At 32.0% G+C, this 16,525-nt stretch carries 19 protein-coding genes; 13 read left to right on the top strand and 6 right to left on the bottom strand.

The window, feature by feature from the left end:
* Nucleotides 1-84: 84 nt before the first annotated feature.
* The 4 genes from V6C74_RS04575 to dinB all read left to right on the top strand — a co-directional run bounded on the left by V6C74_RS04575 (nucleotide 85) and on the right by dinB (nucleotide 4,414).
* A complete protein-coding gene (locus V6C74_RS04575; protein ID WP_002453612.1) occupies nucleotides 85-1,035 on the top strand; it encodes a diacylglycerol kinase in 951 nt (316 codons plus the stop codon).
* Between the two features lie 89 nt (nucleotides 1,036-1,124).
* Nucleotides 1,125-2,492 carry a 23S rRNA (uracil(1939)-C(5))-methyltransferase RlmD gene (rlmD, locus tag V6C74_RS04580; protein WP_002453611.1) on the top strand — a complete coding sequence of 456 codons (1,368 nt, stop codon included), beginning with the start codon at nucleotides 1,125-1,127 and terminating at the stop codon, nucleotides 2,490-2,492.
* 150 nt (nucleotides 2,493-2,642) lie between these two features.
* Nucleotides 2,643-3,185, top strand: coding sequence for a DUF3267 domain-containing protein (locus V6C74_RS04585; protein ID WP_002453610.1), 543 nt, complete (start codon nucleotides 2,643-2,645; stop codon nucleotides 3,183-3,185).
* A gap of 158 nt (nucleotides 3,186-3,343) precedes the next feature.
* Nucleotides 3,344-4,414 carry a DNA polymerase IV gene (gene dinB, locus V6C74_RS04590; protein ID WP_002453609.1) on the top strand — a complete coding sequence of 357 codons (1,071 nt, stop codon included), beginning with the start codon at nucleotides 3,344-3,346 and terminating at the stop codon, nucleotides 4,412-4,414.
* A 35-nt stretch (nucleotides 4,415-4,449) separates the two neighbouring features.
* On the opposite strand, the gene V6C74_RS04595 is transcribed toward dinB, so the two are convergent.
* Both V6C74_RS04595 and ftnA read right to left on the bottom strand, forming a co-directional pair.
* On the bottom strand, nucleotides 4,450-5,004 hold the full coding sequence (locus V6C74_RS04595; protein ID WP_002453608.1) for a 3'-5' exonuclease: 555 nt from the start codon (nucleotides 5,002-5,004) through the stop codon (nucleotides 4,450-4,452).
* 300 nt (nucleotides 5,005-5,304) lie between these two features.
* Nucleotides 5,305-5,805, bottom strand: a complete 501-nt coding sequence (ftnA, locus tag V6C74_RS04600) for an H-type ferritin FtnA (RefSeq protein ID WP_002453607.1) — start codon at nucleotides 5,803-5,805, stop codon at nucleotides 5,305-5,307.
* Nucleotides 5,806-6,032: 227 nt separating this feature from the next.
* Between ftnA and V6C74_RS04605 the strand changes: the two genes are divergently transcribed.
* From V6C74_RS04605 to V6C74_RS04615, 3 genes are all read left to right on the top strand, one after another.
* Nucleotides 6,033-7,346: a Mur ligase family protein gene (locus V6C74_RS04605; protein ID WP_002453606.1), complete on the top strand. Its 1,314-nt coding sequence runs from the start codon at nucleotides 6,033-6,035 to the stop codon at nucleotides 7,344-7,346.
* Nucleotides 7,347-8,072, top strand: a complete 726-nt coding sequence (locus V6C74_RS04610; protein ID WP_002453605.1) for a type 1 glutamine amidotransferase — start codon at nucleotides 7,347-7,349, stop codon at nucleotides 8,070-8,072. It abuts the gene before it with no gap.
* A gap of 231 nt (nucleotides 8,073-8,303) precedes the next feature.
* Nucleotides 8,304-8,846, top strand: a complete 543-nt coding sequence (locus tag V6C74_RS04615; RefSeq protein WP_002453604.1) for a hypothetical protein — start codon at nucleotides 8,304-8,306, stop codon at nucleotides 8,844-8,846.
* Between the two features lie 82 nt (nucleotides 8,847-8,928).
* On the opposite strand, the gene V6C74_RS04620 is transcribed toward V6C74_RS04615, so the two are convergent.
* The gene (locus V6C74_RS04620) at nucleotides 8,929-9,918 is read right to left on the bottom strand and encodes an aromatic acid exporter family protein (protein ID WP_049389121.1); all 990 of its coding nucleotides are present in this window, start codon (nucleotides 9,916-9,918) and stop codon (nucleotides 8,929-8,931) included.
* 174 nt (nucleotides 9,919-10,092) lie between these two features.
* Here V6C74_RS04620 and map point away from each other — a divergent pair, with 174 nt between their 5' ends.
* The 5 genes from map to vraR all read left to right on the top strand — a co-directional run bounded on the left by map (nucleotide 10,093) and on the right by vraR (nucleotide 13,757).
* A complete protein-coding gene (gene map / locus V6C74_RS04625) occupies nucleotides 10,093-10,848 on the top strand; it encodes a type I methionyl aminopeptidase (protein ID WP_002453602.1) in 756 nt (251 codons plus the stop codon).
* Between the two features lie 144 nt (nucleotides 10,849-10,992).
* Entirely contained in the window at nucleotides 10,993-11,379 is a 387-nt protein-coding gene (locus V6C74_RS04630) for a hypothetical protein (RefSeq protein WP_002453601.1), read from the top strand.
* 14 nt (nucleotides 11,380-11,393) lie between these two features.
* Complete coding sequence (liaF, locus tag V6C74_RS04635; protein ID WP_002453600.1) at nucleotides 11,394-12,095, top strand: cell wall-active antibiotics response protein LiaF; 702 nt, start codon at nucleotides 11,394-11,396, stop codon at nucleotides 12,093-12,095.
* Nucleotides 12,092-13,138 carry a sensor histidine kinase gene (locus V6C74_RS04640; RefSeq protein ID WP_002435929.1) on the top strand — a complete coding sequence of 349 codons (1,047 nt, stop codon included), beginning with the start codon at nucleotides 12,092-12,094 and terminating at the stop codon, nucleotides 13,136-13,138. The genes liaF and V6C74_RS04640 overlap by 4 nt, the downstream gene beginning before the upstream one ends.
* Complete coding sequence (gene vraR, locus V6C74_RS04645; RefSeq protein WP_002453599.1) at nucleotides 13,128-13,757, top strand: two-component system response regulator VraR; 630 nt, start codon at nucleotides 13,128-13,130, stop codon at nucleotides 13,755-13,757. The genes V6C74_RS04640 and vraR overlap by 11 nt, the downstream gene beginning before the upstream one ends.
* A 65-nt stretch (nucleotides 13,758-13,822) precedes the next feature.
* Here vraR and V6C74_RS04650 read toward each other — a convergent pair whose 3' ends face one another.
* The 3 genes from V6C74_RS04650 to V6C74_RS04660 all read right to left on the bottom strand — a co-directional run bounded on the left by V6C74_RS04650 (nucleotide 13,823) and on the right by V6C74_RS04660 (nucleotide 16,168).
* The gene (locus V6C74_RS04650) at nucleotides 13,823-15,076 is read right to left on the bottom strand and encodes a YihY/virulence factor BrkB family protein (RefSeq protein ID WP_016898704.1); all 1,254 of its coding nucleotides are present in this window, start codon (nucleotides 15,074-15,076) and stop codon (nucleotides 13,823-13,825) included.
* A gap of 336 nt (nucleotides 15,077-15,412) precedes the next feature.
* Nucleotides 15,413-15,697 carry a hypothetical protein gene (locus V6C74_RS04655; protein WP_002435890.1) on the bottom strand — a complete coding sequence of 95 codons (285 nt, stop codon included), beginning with the start codon at nucleotides 15,695-15,697 and terminating at the stop codon, nucleotides 15,413-15,415.
* Between the two features lie 6 nt (nucleotides 15,698-15,703).
* Nucleotides 15,704-16,168: a low molecular weight protein-tyrosine-phosphatase gene (locus V6C74_RS04660; RefSeq protein ID WP_002435947.1), complete on the bottom strand. Its 465-nt coding sequence runs from the start codon at nucleotides 16,166-16,168 to the stop codon at nucleotides 15,704-15,706.
* Between the two features lie 140 nt (nucleotides 16,169-16,308).
* On the opposite strand from V6C74_RS04660, the gene V6C74_RS04665 reads away from it, so the two are divergent.
* A complete protein-coding gene (locus V6C74_RS04665; RefSeq protein ID WP_002435959.1) occupies nucleotides 16,309-16,515 on the top strand; it encodes a DUF1128 domain-containing protein in 207 nt (68 codons plus the stop codon).
* Nucleotides 16,516-16,525 lie beyond the last annotated feature (10 nt).

A 16,525-nucleotide genomic window follows, 5' to 3' on the forward strand; every position in this document is an offset into this window, starting at 1 on the left:
TGAGAGAATTAGTAATAAATACTTTTAACTGATGTTTAAATCATTTAATATAATGTATGAGTATATGAAGTCGAGGGATTAACTATGAGAAAACGTGCAAGAATTATATATAACCCGACATCAGGGAAAGAACTATTTAAACGCGTATTACCAGATGTATTAATTAAGTTAGAGAAAGCTGGCTATGAAACAAGTGCATTTGCGACTGAGAAAGCTGGTGACGCAACGGTAGAAGCAGAGAGAGCATTAAGTAGCCATTATGATTTACTAATTGTTGCGGGTGGTGATGGCACACTAAATGAAGTAGTCAACGGCATTGCTGAGCAACCTAATCGTCCTAAATTAGGAATTATACCTATGGGTACTGTCAATGACTTCGGACGTGCATTACATTTACCAAATGATATTATAGGTGCTGTTGATATTATCATTGATGGCCATACTACTAAAGTGGATATCGGTAAGATGAATAATCGATACTTTATTAATTTGGCAGCAGGAGGTAGACTCACTCAAGTATCATACGAGACGCCAAGTAAACTTAAATCTATAGTTGGACCATTTGCATATTACATCAAAGGGTTTGAAATGTTACCACAAATGAAAGCTGTAGATATTCGTATAGAATATGATGATAAGGTATTTCAAGGGGAAGCACTACTGTTCTTACTTGGTTTAACGAATTCTATGGCTGGTTTTGAAAAGTTAGTACCCGATGCTAAATTAGACGATGGATATTTCACTTTAATTATTGTGGAAAAAGCAAATTTAGCTGAATTAGGACATATCATGACTTTAGCTTCTCGTGGTGAACATACGAAACATCCAAAAGTAATATACGAAAAAGCTAAATCAATTAATATTTCATCGTATACCGAAATGCAGCTTAATGTTGATGGCGAATATGGAGGAAAATTACCAGCAAATTTCTTAAATTTAGAACGTCATATTGAAGTATTTACGCCTAAAGATGTCTTTAATGAAGAATTATTAGATAATGGTTCTACACCTGATATAACCACTGAAAAGCAATAAACCATTACTGAGCAATCCAGAATATAAATTAAAAGGTTAGGAGACCCAAAAATTGATATCCTAACCTTTTTGTATGCGGGGGAAATATTTTGAATACATTAAAAAAGAATGAGGTGCGTACTGGAAAAGTGATCGATCTAACGCATGAAGGGCATGGCGTTGTAAAAATTGATCGTTATCCAGTATTTGTGCCAAATGCTCTAATAGATGAAAAGATAGAATACAAATTAATTAAGGTGAAAAAGAATTTTGCGATTGGTAAACTTCTTGAAGTAAAAAGTAAAAGTAAAGATAGAGTTGAGCCACCTTGTGTATATTATTACAAATGTGGTGGTTGTCAGTTACAACACATGACTTACCAAGCTCAACTAGATATGAAGAAGGAACAAGTTGTTAATCTATTTCATCGTAAAGGACCATTCGAAGATACACCAATACAGCCTACTGTTGGAATGGAACAACCATGGAGATATCGGAATAAATCTCAAATTCCAGTAGGGAAAGATAAAGAAAATAAAGCGATCACGGGTTTCTATAGGCAACGAAGTCACGACATTATAGATATGGATAGTTGTTTAATTCAAGATGAGCAACACCAAAAGATTATGAATCATGTAAAACAATGGCTTAATGAACTAAACATTAGTATTTATAATGAAAAAAATCAAAGTGGTTTAATGAGACACTTAGTTGTTAGAACAGGGTATCATACTGACGAGATGATGGTTATTTTCGTCACTAATGGTAAGAAATTTAAAAATGCAGATGTATTAGTTCAAAAACTCATCTCAGCATATCCAAATGTAACAAGTATTAAACAGAATATTAACGATACACATTCAAATGTAATTATGGGACGTCAGTCAGTGACTTTATATGGTAAAGATAAAATAGTTGATCAGTTAAGTGAGGTTACTTTTAATATCTCAGATCAATCTTTCTATCAAATTAATTCTGCCCAAACTGAAAAACTCTACCAACAAGCGATTGATTATGCGCAATTAACAGGAGAGGAAATTGTATTAGATACGTATTGTGGTATTGGTACAATTGGTTTATATATGGCGCCACAAGCCAAGCATGTCTATGGCGTGGAAGTAGTACCATCTGCTATTAAAGACGCAGAGGAGAATGCGACTAAAAACCAATTAAATAATACGACTTTTGAATGTGGGAAAGCTGAAGATGTTATTTTAGAATGGAAAGCACAAGGAATACGACCTGACGTAGTCATGGTTGATCCACCAAGAAAAGGTTGCGATGAGACGTTTGTTAAAACGTTGCTCAAATTAAATCCAAAACGCATTGTATATATTTCTTGTAATCCATCTACTCAACAAAGAGATGCGCAATTATTAGCAAATAATTATCATTTAGTTGAAATAACACCAGTTGATATGTTCCCGCAAACGACACATATTGAAACTGTAGCACTATTTGAACGTAAAAAGAATTGAAAATCACATTAATAGAATTCAATTAATTGCAAATATGTACTGAATGTTAAGGTAATATTACAAGCAACTTACTTTCTTGAAAAGAGTCTTTTTTAACCAAATTAAAAGTTGTATACTATGGTTGAAAAATAGCGAATTGGAGGGTTGGTTGTGCATAAAATAGATTTATCACAGAATAAATTTCAACTTCAGAGATTTATTTTATTGCAAATTGTATTTGGATTATTCGTCATATTATTTACTTATAAATGGGCTTATAAAGTGACCCATGTCATCGAGCAAAATTTAGTGATGAACCTTATCTATGGATTCATTGGTTTTATCATATTATGGATTGTGCATGAACTTATTCATCGAATACTATTTATAGTATTTTCTAAAGGTGAAAAACCTTTAATAAAATATAATAAACGCTCCATTATCATGCAATTCTCCAATACATGTTTTAATAGATGGCAATTTGTTACGATTATGTTAGCTCCACTTGTAATTATCAGTCTGACATTACTTTTACTTATTCAAATGTATTCTTACTCATCACTTATTTTCATGTTTAGTATACATATGAGTTATTGTATAGTTGATGTATTTTTAGTTGCACTTGCGTTAACTAGTAAATTTAAATATATTCAAAAATATGACGAAGGCTTATATTTATACCAGAATAAACCAACCCAAGCGAATCATGAATAATAGATGAACCACTTGTTCGAATAGCGAAACAGGTGGTTTTTATTATTTAAAATAACTTAAAAAGTGATTGTTTTATAATGTGCACAATGCATGTAAATTATCTATTTAAAGCGTATAATAGTATAAAGCTATTTAAAGATGGAAAGTGGGGTGAGACTTTGGCAGAGAGAAGAATTATTCACATTGATATGGATTATTTCTTTGCGCAGGTGGAAATGCGAGATAATCCTCGACTTAAAGGCAAACCAGTCATAGTAGGAGGTAAAGCAAGTCATCGTGGTGTAGTATCAACTGCATCTTATGAAGCGAGAAAATATGGTGTGCACTCAGCTATGCCAATGTCTCAAGCTCATAAACTTTGCCCAAATGGATATTACGTCACAAGTCGTTTCGGTGCTTATAGAGAGGTTTCACATCAAATTATGGAAATCTTTCGAAGTTACACTGAAATTGTTGAACCTATGTCACTAGATGAAGCTTATTTAGATATCACACATCTTGTTCGACCAGATATGCCAGCGTCTAGAATTGCAAACTATATTCGACGTGATATTTTTGAACAAACGCAACTTACTGCTTCAGCTGGCGTATCATATAATAAATTTTTAGCTAAATTAGCAAGTGGAATGAATAAACCTAATGGCATGACTGTTATAGATTATCAAAATGTACATGAGATATTGATGAATTTAGATATAGGAGAATTTCCTGGTGTTGGGAAAGCTTCAAAGAAAGTCATGCATGATAATGGAATATTCACAGGGCAAGATTTATACGACAAAGATGAATTTGAATTAATTCGCTTATTCGGGAAAAGAGGTCGCGGTTTATATAATAAAGCTAGAGGTATCGATAATAACGAAGTGAAAGCTACTCGAGTACGCAAATCAGTAGGAACTGAGCGTACTTTTTCAACTGATGTAAACGACGACGATGAAATTTTAAGGAAAGTATGGGAACTTTCTGGCAAAACTGCGGAAAGGTTAAATAAATTACAGAAATCCGGTAAAACAGTAACAGTCAAAATTAAAACCTTTAAATATGAAACGTTATCAAAACAAACAAGTTTAAGAGATTCTGTTCAATCAGAAAATGACATTTATAATATCGCGTATACACTTTATAGTGATTTAAAAGATCCTGATGTACCTATTCGTCTTATAGGCGTAACAGTAGGAAATTTAGAGCAATCAAGTTATCGAAATATGACAATATATGATTTTATATAAAAATAGGCTGATGTTCACTTAGTAATAGTTAACAATCAGCCCTTATCTTTCAGATTCTTACCGTAAATTGAAAGCATACTTGGTAAATCATCATAGTGTTTAAGTAACCTAAATGTTATCATTGCACACGCTTTTGCATCATTAAGAGCGTCATGATGACCGTGAAAATCTAATTGATAATGATTCATTAAATGTTTAAGCCCATACCGGTAAGCGTCTATTGTTCGTTTGGCTAATTGGTATGAACAGAAATAAGTCATCGATGGTGTTTCAATATTTAAGCTTTTTAAACTTTGATGTAAAACATTCATATCAAAAGCAGCATTGTGTGCGACAACTGGTAATTCATTAATGAATTGGAGCATATATGGGTAGACATATTCGAAACTTGGTGCATCTTCCACATCCTCAGGTCTAATACCATGAACATTAATATTTGTTTCAGTAAAATAATCAAATGGGTTAACGAGCGTGTAGAATGATTCAGTAATTTGATTATTGATGACTTTCACCATACCAACAGAACAAATACTTGTACGCTTACCATTTGCAGTTTCAAAGTCTAACGCTACAAAAGCATTATCAGCCATTAATATTTTCCTTCCTGTATCATTTTTAATTACTTTAAATTCTTTAATTATATATTTTATAACACTTCTTATTATATGCCTAGTAAAGAGTTTGCAACTTGCTTTACTTTATAAGATTAAATGTAAAATTTAAGTTAGAAATTGCCGATTTACGGGTGATTTATTAAAAGTCTGTATATAAAAATAAGTCCAATCATGCATTTTAATTCATAACATGATTGGACTTTAATGATGAGTTAAATGACTAAGCTTTATATCAAAAACACAATATCTTAATAAAATAAAGACATGATTTAAGTTCTATTCTTCGTCAAATGAGCGATTAGCAAGTTCTTTCTCATATAAGTATAATGTATTGCAATCATCACCAATACGAGTTAAATAATCAATGTGAGTTTCGAATGTTGATTCTTCTTCAACTTGTTCATCTAAGAACCAATTTAAGAATGAAATAGTAGCATAATCTTTATCTTTATGCGCTAATTCAGATAAGTTATAGAAACGTTTAGTAACATCTCTTTCTTGATCTAAACCGTCTTTGAATGTCTCTAAAATAGAAGAAAATTCTACTTTAGGAGCTTTTATTGTATCAAAAACTGCATGTTCACCACGGTCGTTAATATAATCATAGATTTTTTTACCGTGGAATCGTTCTTCTTTAGCTTGTTCAATGTAGAAGTTAGCGAAACCTTCATAAGATTCTTTATCACAATAAGCTGCCATAGCCATATAAGCATGAGCAGAGAAATATTCGTGGTTCATTTGTTCATTTAATGCTTCAAGTAATTCTTTACTTAACATCTCATTCACCTCTTATAAAAATTGAATTAATTAATTACATATATGAGTATAACAAACCTTTTCTCAATAGTAAATAATAATTATTCTAATCTAGAGATAACCATTCTCATTTACAGATTATAATAATTTTAATCTGTAGCGAGGATATTCTTTTCGAATTGAGAATCTTTTTTGTTATACCCTTTACATGTTATAATTATGCGAGTGGAATTATGAGGAGGAAACGCATGAGACAATGGACTGCAACTCACATGGCTAAGTTAGCTCGTAAGGCAAGTAGAGCTGTTGGTAAAAAGGGAACAGACTTGCCAGGGCAAATTGCAAGACGTGTGGATCAAAATATATTAAGAAAATTGTCTGAACAAGTAGATGATATTGTATTTATTAGTGGTACAAATGGTAAGACAACAACATCTAACTTAATAGGGCATACTTTAAAAGAAAATCAAATTAAAATTATTCATAATAATGAAGGTGCAAATATGGCTGCAGGAATTACTTCTGCATTCATTATGCAAATCTCAAAAGAGACTAAAATTGCTATCATCGAGATTGATGAAGGCTCCATCCCTCGAGTTCTTAAAGAGGTTACACCATCAATGATGGTATTTACCAACTTTTTCAGAGATCAAATGGATAGATTTGGTGAAATAGATATTATGGTAAATAATATTGCTAAATCAATTAGTAATAAAGGGATTAAGCTATTATTAAACGCTGATGATCCATTCGTAAGTCGTTTGAAAATTGCAAGTGATTCTCTTGTGTATTATGGTATGAAAGCACATGCACATGAATTTGAACAAAGTACCATGAATGAAAGTAAATATTGTCCAAACTGTGGTCGATTATTACAGTATGATTATATTCATTACAATCAAATTGGTCATTATCATTGTGAATGTGGATTTAAACGTGAAGAACCTACATACGAAGTTTCAAATTTTGAAGTTTCACCATTTATTAATATGACGATTAATGATTTTACTTTTAATATGAAAATTGCAGGAGATTTCAATGCATTTAACGCATTAGCAGCATATTCAGTATTAAGAGAATTGGGACTTAATGATGAATCAATTCAAAAAGGTTTTGAAACATATACTTCTGATAATGGACGTATGCAATATTTTTCAAAAGGGAACAAAGAAGCAATGATAAATCTTGCAAAGAACCCTGCAGGAATGAATGCTAGCTTATCAGTTGGTGAACAGCTAGAAGGTAAAAAAGTTTATGTTATTAGCTTGAACGACAATGCTGCGGATGGCCGTGATACATCATGGATTTATGATGCAGACTTTGAAAAGTTAAGCAATCAAGATATTGAAGCTATCATTGTTACTGGCACACGTGCTGAAGAACTCCAATTGCGATTGAAACTTGCTGAAGTGGATGTTCCTATTATTGTCGAAAATGACATCTACAAAGCTACGGCTAAAACAATGGATTATACATCATTTACGGTAGCTATTCCTAACTATACTTCTTTAGCGCCGATGTTAGAGCAATTAAATCGCTCATTTGAAGGAGGTCAGTCGTAAATGAATGAATTAACGGTATATCATTTTATGTCTGATAAATTAAATTTATACAGTGACATTGGTAATATCATTGCATTAAAACAACGTGCTAAAAAGAGAAATATCAAACTTAATGTTAAAGAAATTAATGAAACAGACGGTGTAACATTCGACAATTGTGATATCTTCTTCATTGGTGGGGGGAGTGATAGAGAACAAGCTCTAGCTACTAAAGAACTAAGTAAAATTAAGAGTTCACTTAAAGAAGCAATTGAAGATGGAATGCCTGGTCTTACAATTTGTGGTGGTTACCAATTCTTAGGTACGAAGTATATCACCCCAGATGGTACTGAACTTGAAGGATTAGGGGTGCTTGATTTTTATACCGAGTCTCGAACTGATCGTTTAACAGGTGATATCGTGATAGAAAGTGATACATTTGGAACCATCGTTGGTTTTGAAAATCATGGCGGTAGAACATATCATAACTTTGGTACACTTGGAAATGTTACACACGGTTATGGTAATAATGATACAGATCTAAAAGAGGGAATCCATTATAAAAATCTATTAGGTTCTTATTTACATGGTCCTATATTACCTAAAAACCATGAAATGACAGATTATTTACTTGAGAAGGCTTGTGAACGAAAAGGCATACCATTTGAACCAAAAGAATTAGACAATACTGAAGAAGAAGCAGCTAAACAAGTATTAATCAATCGCGCTAAAAATAGTAAGAATTAAATAATTCTAATTATATTTTAGAGAGTTAGATTGATGGCTAAAACAGCCATTATCTAGCTCTTTTTTTATAATACACACTTAGGGTGCTTAAACGTCTGTTATGTATTATTTTAGGACAGTAAAGTGCTAGAAATATAAAGATAAGAAAAATAAGTTTGATATCATCCTCTAGTTGATATACTTAGCGTGTACGGGAGAACTTTATTTTATACAAATTATAGGAGTGAGAAAATGAAAGGTTTAAAAATGATGGGTTTAACTCTTGCAGCATCATCGATTGCTTTTTCACTTTCGCAAGTCGCACACGCTGAACAAATGGTTAATGGGGACAATCAAGTATCGAGTTATAATCATCAATCGACACTAGCTCAAGATGGGTACGTACATAATGGAAATGCAGGACAAAATGCTTCATATCTTACAGATAAAAGTTTTGTTGATGCTTTGGATAATGGGCAATTGAATTTTAATGGATATAAAATTGAACAAGATAATGAAGATAATATTGAATACAAGCACGTATATGATCAAGAAGTTAGAACTACAGGTGATGATACGGCTACAAGTATTCGATTTAAAGTTACAGATCAATCATTGTCTTTAGATCAAATGAAAGATGCTTATTCAAATGATAAATTAAATCATTTACCACATACAGGTACAGATTCTAATGATGGTGTATATATCTATCATGGTGATAAAATCAAATTACAATTTAAAGTAGACAATGGTTACGTTACATCAGTAACAATAGGCCAAGGTGAAACAGAATAAATTTAAAGTATTGAATAAAAGATACCTCAGAAAGGTCACGGGTAAGTCATCTTTCTGAGGTGTTTATTGTTTAATATATCAATTATTTAGCATAACGAGAGTCTAATATTTTATAAATCAACAGTATTTCATAAATAAGGTGACTCTTCATTTGGTTTTGATCAAATTCTTCTAAGCGCTTCACTGAGGTCTTTAACGTCGAAGCTGATTTTTTGTGTCGCTTGAAGCTTCCATGACTTATAATTTCACTAATACTATTACTAATATTTATGATCGCCATCTTTTCTTCAGGTGCGAAAGCGATGTGGGTATTTTTAGGTAGATAGATGATATTAGACAGGTGAGAGATAAATAAACGATTATTGTATGCGCGATTGGTTATTTTATTTAATAATTTCCAATCATCTTCTTTATTTTTATGATAATGAAGTTCGTCTCTCTGATAACTTGTTAAAGTTTCAATCTTTTGAGCAATAATATTTAATTTCGAAAGTTGTCTATTACTTTTCTCAGAACTAAACTTGCCTAATAGTAATTCTTGGCAACGATTGTAAAACAAATCGTACATTTTTTTCTCAGATATTGAAAGCTGGTCTTCTAGTTGTTGATAATATTTAGGAGGCAGAATGATAAAGTTAACTAATCCTGCTGTGACGAGTCCAATTAGAGCAGTTAATAATCTTGAAAAAAAGTTAAATAAATACGCTTCGTGAATACCAGGAATCATTGCTACGGAAGTAAGTACTGCAACGGTGGTACCAACTTGTAAATTGAATTTCGTACAAACTAAAATCGTAAACGTTGCAGCAAGTGCGTAACTTAATGGCGATTGATCACCAAAAATATATGTAAATACTACAGCAAACAAAGCTCCTATAACTGTCGCAGGTAAACGTTTATAACCTTTCTTAATTGATGCCTTAGCAGTAGGTTCAATAGTTACAATTGCTGTTAAAATAGCAAATATTGGAGTGAGATGAAGTAACATACAAAACAATGATGTTAAAAAAGTTGCAAGTCCCGTTTTAAGCGTTCGAGCTCCAATTATATGTCTATACCATTTTACGTTCATAGCTATCTGACCCCTTAGTAGGAAGAAGGAATTCGAAAAGGGTAAACTTTATACAAATTCTCTTTCTCTAAAAATATTTCAAATAAATCTAATTATGTATCTATTCAAGTTTAGTATATCAAAAAAAATTTGCTATAATAAGATGAAATATAATTTAAAAAGGAACGGGATAAAATGATTGTTAAAACTGATGAAGAATTACAAGCATTAAAAGAAATAGGATATATTTGTGCTAAAGTCAGAGACACAATGCAAGAAGCAACAAAACCTGGTGTAACTACACGAGAGTTAGATAATATCGCTAAAGATTTGTTTGAAGAGCATGGCGCAATTTCGGCACCGATTCATGATGAAAATTTTCCTGGACAAACGTGTATTAGTGTAAATGAAGAGGTAGCCCATGGTATTCCTGGTAAACGTATTATACGTGAAGGAGACTTAGTCAATATCGATGTATCAGCGTTAAAAGATGGTTACTATGCTGATACAGGTATCTCATTTGTAGTGGGAGAAGCAGATAATCCTCTTAAACAAAAAGTATGTGATGTAGCAACAATGGCTTTTGAAAATGCCATGACGAAAGTAAAACCTGGTGCCAAATTAAGTAATATTGGTAAGGCGGTTCACGCTACAGCACGTCAAAATGATTTAACAGTAATTAAAAACTTAACCGGTCATGGTGTGGGTCAATCGTTACATGAAGCACCTAGTCATGTAATGAATTATTATGATCCAAAAGACAAAACATTATTAAAAGAAGGTCTTGTTATTGCAGTAGAACCTTTCATTTCATCACGAGCTACATTTGTCACTGAAGGAAAGAACGAGTGGGCATTTGAAACTAAAGATAAGAGCTTTGTGGCTCAGATTGAGCACACAGTAATTGTAACTAAAGACGGCCCATTATTAACTACTAAAATCGATGACTAGGAATTTAAATTACATTTAATATCTTGCGGAGAGTTCTTTACAACTCGTCGGACTAAAGTATGAATTCAATATGGTTCCGGAGCCTATTACGTTAGGTTTCGGAATTGTTTTATACTTAGGTTTAATTAATGACGAGGTGGTAGTATGAATTATATGGATTTATATTTACAACAATTTCTCAAATCAACAATTAAAAATAGTATTGATGAATACAAAATGATACTGGATAAAAAATTAAAAAGTATCGAGAGTTATATCAATTATTTAAGTGAGAAAAGAGTTCAATTAAAGAAGTTAATTGACAGTCTCACCCTCTCATTGGAAAATAAATATATCGATATCGTCAATAATCATGACATTTATTGTGCAGAGGAAATTCATGATGTAGAAATTGAAAAAATTAAAACAAAGTTAGATGATATTGAAGCTTATTATGCAAGAATTGAAGCAGATTTACATTTACAATCTAAAGAGAAAATCACTACAGAAAATGAGTGTAACTTAATTTATCATATGAGTGCTGTAGCATAGAAAGGTGGCGAAACATGACACACAAATATATATCAACTGAAATGTTGATAATTTTTACAGCTTTAATGATTATCGCCAATTTTTATTATATATTTTTTGAAAAAATTGGCTTTCTTCTCGTCTTATTATTAGGATGTGTGCTCGTGTATGTAGGATATGTCTATTTTCATAAAGTAAGAGGTTTGTTGTCCTTCTGGATAGGGACATTGCTTATTGCGTTTACTCTATTGTCTAATAAGTACACAATTATTATTCTTTTTATTTTCTTAGTGGTACTTATCATTCGTTACTTAATTTATAAATTTAAGCCGTTAAAAGTTATTGCAACTGATGAAGAGGTAACGTCACCTATATTTATTAAACAAAAGTGGTTCGGGGAACAACGTACACCAGTTTATGTTTATAAGTGGGAAGATGTACAGATTCAACATGGCATCGGTGATATTCATATTGATATGACAAAAGCAGCTAATATTAAAGAAACGAATACGATTGTAGTACGTCATATTCTTGGCAAGGTCCAAGTGATTGTTCCACTAAACTATAATATTAATCTACATGCGGCTGCATTCTATGGTACTGCTTATTTAGAACAACAATCATACAAAATTGAAAATAACCATATTCAAGTTGAAGAAAAAACTAAAGAAGACAACTATACTGTCAATGTTTACGTTTCAACGTTCATAGGAGACGTTGAGGTGATTTATAGATGAATCACTACTTGAGAGCAATTGGTTCAATGCTAATACTTGTATATAGCATGCTAACTGCTTTTTTATTCATTGATAAGGTGTTCGTCAATATTATTTATTTTCAAGGGATGTTTTACACCCAAATTTTTGGAATACCAGTATTTTTATTCCTAAATATATTAATCATCTTACTATGTATTATCGTTGGCTCTGTGTTAGCGTATAAAATCAATCAACAAAATGATTGGCTTAAGTCACAAATTGAAAGGTCTATTGAAGGTGAAACAGTAGGCATAAATGATCAAAACCTAGAGTTATACAGTGAAACGTTAGAAATTTACCATACTTTAGTTCCTTTAAATCAAGAATTACACCGATTGAGAATGAAAACGCAGAATATGACCAATGAAAATTATAATATGAATGATGTAAAAGTGAAGAAAATTATTGAAGACGAACGTCAACGTTTAGCAAGAGAACTACATGACTCAGTTAGTCAGCAACTATTTGCAGCAAGTATGATGTTGTCAGCGATTAAAGAGTCAAAATTAGAACCACCTTTAGACCAACAAATACCTGTACTAGAGAAGATGGTTCAAGACTCTCAGCTCGAAATGAGAGCATTATTATTACATCTAAGACCTATTGGTTTGAAAGACAAATCATTAGGAGAGGGTATTAAAGATTTAGTCATTGATCTTCAAAAGAAAGTCCCTATGAAAGTTGTTCATGAAATTCAAGATTTCAAAGTACCAAAAGGGATAGAAGATCATCTGTTTAGAATCACTCAAGAGGCTATTTCTAATACATTACGACACTCTAATGGTTCTAAGGTAACAGTTGAATTATTTAATAAAGAAGATTATTTACTACTTAGAATTCAAGATAATGGTAAAGGTTTTAATGTAGATGAAAAATTTGAACAGAGTTATGGATTAAAAAATATGAGAGAACGTGCTTTAGAGATTGGTGCCACATTCCATATCGTATCGTTACCGGATTCAGGTACGAGAATAGAAGTTAAAGCACCATTGAATAAGGAGGATGAATCAAATGGCGATTAAAGTATTGTTTGTTGATGACCATGAAATGGTTAGAATTGGTATTTCAAGCTATCTATCTACACAACAGGATATTGAAGTAGTTGGAGAAGGTGCTTCAGGTAAAGAAGCTATCGAAAAAGCCCATGAGTTGAAACCAGATTTAATTTTAATGGATTTACTTATGGATGATATGGATGGTGTAGAAGCTACTACTGAAATTAAAAAGGATTTACCTCACATAAGAGTAGTAATGTTAACAAGCTTTATCGAGGATAAAGAAGTTTATCGAGCATTAGATGCTGGGGTAGATAGTTATATCTTAAAAACGACTAGCGCGAGTGACATTGCTGACGCGGTACGTAAAACAGATCAAGGGGAATCTGTTTTTGAACCAGAAGTACTTGTAAAAATGAGAAACCGCATGAAAAAACGTGCTGAGTTATATGAAATGCTTACAGAGCGTGAAATGGAAATTTTATTATTAATTGCCAAAGGTTACTCTAACCAAGAAATTGCTAGCGCCTCTCATATCACTATTAAAACTGTTAAAACACACGTAAGTAATATATTGAGTAAGTTAGAAGTTCAAGATAGAACTCAAGCTGTTATTTATGCTTTCCAACATAATTTGATTCAATAACTAATAATGAAAAAGGCGAAAGTCACTTAGATAATTGTGACTTTCGCCTTTTTTTTAAAAGTTATTTATGAATTTTTACCACTATTGTTGTTATCTTTTTTAAATTTATCAACAATTTTATCTTTAAATGTTTCATGATCTTCAGGTTGTTCATCATTTGGATTTTTATCAACGTCATAATTTTCATCTTTATTCACTGGTGTATTGTTATTATATTCATATGTTGTGTCTTCATTATAATGATTTTGGTTGTTATCATCGTGATGAAGTGCTGCTTCTTCAGGTGTGTGACCTTTGATTACTGTTCTTTGGTGAATAATAGCATTAATTTCTGCACCAATAATGATAATAAAGCTTGTGATATATAACCATAAGAATAAAATAATGATACCAGCTAAACTTCCGTATGTTTTATTATAATTACCGAAGTTTGAGATATACCATCCAAATAAGAATGAACCGACTAACCAAATGATTGATGTAAATAGGGCACCTGGAAGTACAGAGCGTAATTTCGTTTTCACATTTGGTGCCACTGAATATAATACAGTGAATAAAATGATTATTATAATTAGAGGTAAGACGATTCTTACTAAATCAAATACCCATTCTACTTGTTTATCTAATCCTAAAGGTCCAAATAAGAACTTGCTTATTACTGGGCCTAATGTAATGAGCACGATGGCCACTACGAACACAATACCTAATACTAGTGTATATAACACACTTAGAATCTTAAGTACGAAGCCATTTCTAGAATCCTCAACGTCATAAGCGACATTAAATGAATTAATAATCGCAGACATTCCATTAGATGCTGACCAAATGGCTAAGATTAAACCGATGGATAGGACGCCACCATTAGCACTATCAGAAATACCACTAAATATTTTTGTGATTACATCAGCGGTACTTTGGTCAGGTACATACTGGCTGACCTTTTGATTAATCTGATCAGTGTTTATCGTTATAAACTGTCCCAATAAAGTCAGTAAGAAAATGAGCATTGGGAACATTGCCAACACGAAGTGATACGTCATTTGCGCTGCTAGTCCTGAAGCATCATCTTTTCCTATTCTATAAATTAAGTAATTGAGGAAATTAGAATCTTTCGTGTATTTGGCAGGTTTATTTAACCTTGATAGAAAGAATACTTGATTCTTTTTCTTAGGTGATTTTGATTGAAACTGTTGAGGTTCAATATATGTACGGTCGACTTTAATCTGTTTATCTTTTTCACCATTTTTTCCTTTCCCATGTTCCTCATGTTCCTTAGCCGAATTTAGGAACTTTGAAGTTGTTTTTTCTTGTTTTGACATAACTATCTCCTTTGCTTAATAAATTCGAGAAATGTATGAAAATATATTCCCAATTTACTATAGATATCAAACAATAAATGTAAAATTTCTTTACTTTTATTAAAAGTATTCTTAACATTTATAGCTAAATATTATTGTTATTCAACATTTTCGCTTAAAATTTATCGAATGACAATAGCTATGAAGCAATTTATGCTCTAGCTACATATGTAGAATTATTTATCTCTCATTGAAGTACTTGTACTTATTATTAAAATTCATAAAAAAACACTGTTAAAAGTAGAGTAAGACTCTAACTTTAACAGTGTTTTAGTTTAAAATTTCATCATTAACCGATTATTTACCTAAACGTTGGTTTTTACGATTAACAAAAGTTTCTTTAGCGTCTTTAATAGAACGCTCTAATTCAGGATTGTTACGACGGATTTCTTCAATCGTATCTTTCCAATACATTACTTCATCTTTAATGCTATTAATTTTAGACGGTTTGCGTGAACGATTACCTTCCTTAACGTCTTTAAATGATTGAGTTAAAGAATTACGTGTTGATTTATCAGCTAATGTTGCAGCACCGCCGATAATAGCACCAATTAGAATACCAGGAATTAATTTATTTTCCATAGTTGATTACCCCTCTTTCAAATTTGCATCTTTGACGATATAGTCAATTAAGTTGTCACAAGATGATTGTACCATTTCAAATACACCTTCAAAATTATTGGTGTAATATGGATCCGGTACATCACTCTCTTCCATGTTACTAAATTCTAGCAATTTGAACAATTGTCCGCGTATATGAGGATTAATTCGTCTTATGTTATCCACGTTACTTTGGTCCATTGCTATAATATAGTCAAAATCATCATCTGGTTCGAATAGTTCACTTATCATATTATCGAAGGGGATATGATGTTCTTTCAATATCGCTTGAGTACCTTCGTGAGGTGGTTCACCGAGATTCCATCGACCTGTTCCTCTTGAGTGAACTGTAATACCTGAAATGCCTCTGTCTTGTAGTCTTTGTCTCATGATCGCTTCAGCCATTGGAGAACGACAAATATTACCGAGACATACAAATGCTACGTCTACCATTTATATTCCTCCAAACTATGTAACTATATCCCCATTTTAAAGAGTATTTAAACAATAAGAAAGTACTTAACCTCAAATTCTATTAAAGTTTAATAAAGTGTGGTAATTTGATAGAATATTGAACAAAAGAGGTGAATCACGTGTCATTATCAAATGAAGAAATGATTGCAGAAATCAGAAAGAAATTAAATATTGTAAATCAAGGTTTACTTGACCCAGATAAATTCCAGTCTTCTAATCATGAAGAAATAACAGAAATACATGAATTTGTAATGTCTAAAGATTCATTTTCACCAAGTGAAGTGACAGCAATTGCAGATCATTTAGGACAACTTAGACAAGATTAGGGGAGGAATC

The sequence above is a fragment of the Staphylococcus capitis subsp. capitis genome (assembly GCF_040739495.1).
Taxonomy (GTDB): Bacteria; Bacillota; Bacilli; order Staphylococcales; family Staphylococcaceae; genus Staphylococcus; species Staphylococcus capitis.

Coding starts and splice junctions, on each gene's coding strand:
- V6C74_RS04575 (WP_002453612.1), top strand. CDS start 85: ATGAGAAAACGTGCAAGAATTATATATAACCCGACATCAGGGAAAGAA.
- V6C74_RS04595 (WP_002453608.1), bottom strand. CDS start 5,004: ATGGCTGATAATGCTTTTGTAGCGTTAGACTTTGAAACTGCAAATGGT.
- ftnA (WP_002453607.1), bottom strand. CDS start 5,805: ATGTTAAGTAAAGAATTACTTGAAGCATTAAATGAACAAATGAACCAC.
- V6C74_RS04605 (WP_002453606.1), top strand. CDS start 6,033: ATGAGACAATGGACTGCAACTCACATGGCTAAGTTAGCTCGTAAGGCA.
- V6C74_RS04610 (WP_002453605.1), top strand. CDS start 7,347: ATGAATGAATTAACGGTATATCATTTTATGTCTGATAAATTAAATTTA.
- V6C74_RS04615 (WP_002453604.1), top strand. CDS start 8,304: ATGAAAGGTTTAAAAATGATGGGTTTAACTCTTGCAGCATCATCGATT.
- V6C74_RS04620 (WP_049389121.1), bottom strand. CDS start 9,918: ATGAACGTAAAATGGTATAGACATATAATTGGAGCTCGAACGCTTAAA.
- map (WP_002453602.1), top strand. CDS start 10,093: ATGATTGTTAAAACTGATGAAGAATTACAAGCATTAAAAGAAATAGGA.
- V6C74_RS04630 (WP_002453601.1), top strand. CDS start 10,993: ATGAATTATATGGATTTATATTTACAACAATTTCTCAAATCAACAATT.
- liaF (WP_002453600.1), top strand. CDS start 11,394: ATGACACACAAATATATATCAACTGAAATGTTGATAATTTTTACAGCT.
- V6C74_RS04640 (WP_002435929.1), top strand. CDS start 12,092: ATGAATCACTACTTGAGAGCAATTGGTTCAATGCTAATACTTGTATAT.
- vraR (WP_002453599.1), top strand. CDS start 13,128: ATGGCGATTAAAGTATTGTTTGTTGATGACCATGAAATGGTTAGAATT.
- V6C74_RS04650 (WP_016898704.1), bottom strand. CDS start 15,076: ATGTCAAAACAAGAAAAAACAACTTCAAAGTTCCTAAATTCGGCTAAG.
- V6C74_RS04655 (WP_002435890.1), bottom strand. CDS start 15,697: ATGGAAAATAAATTAATTCCTGGTATTCTAATTGGTGCTATTATCGGC.
- V6C74_RS04660 (WP_002435947.1), bottom strand. CDS start 16,168: ATGGTAGACGTAGCATTTGTATGTCTCGGTAATATTTGTCGTTCTCCA.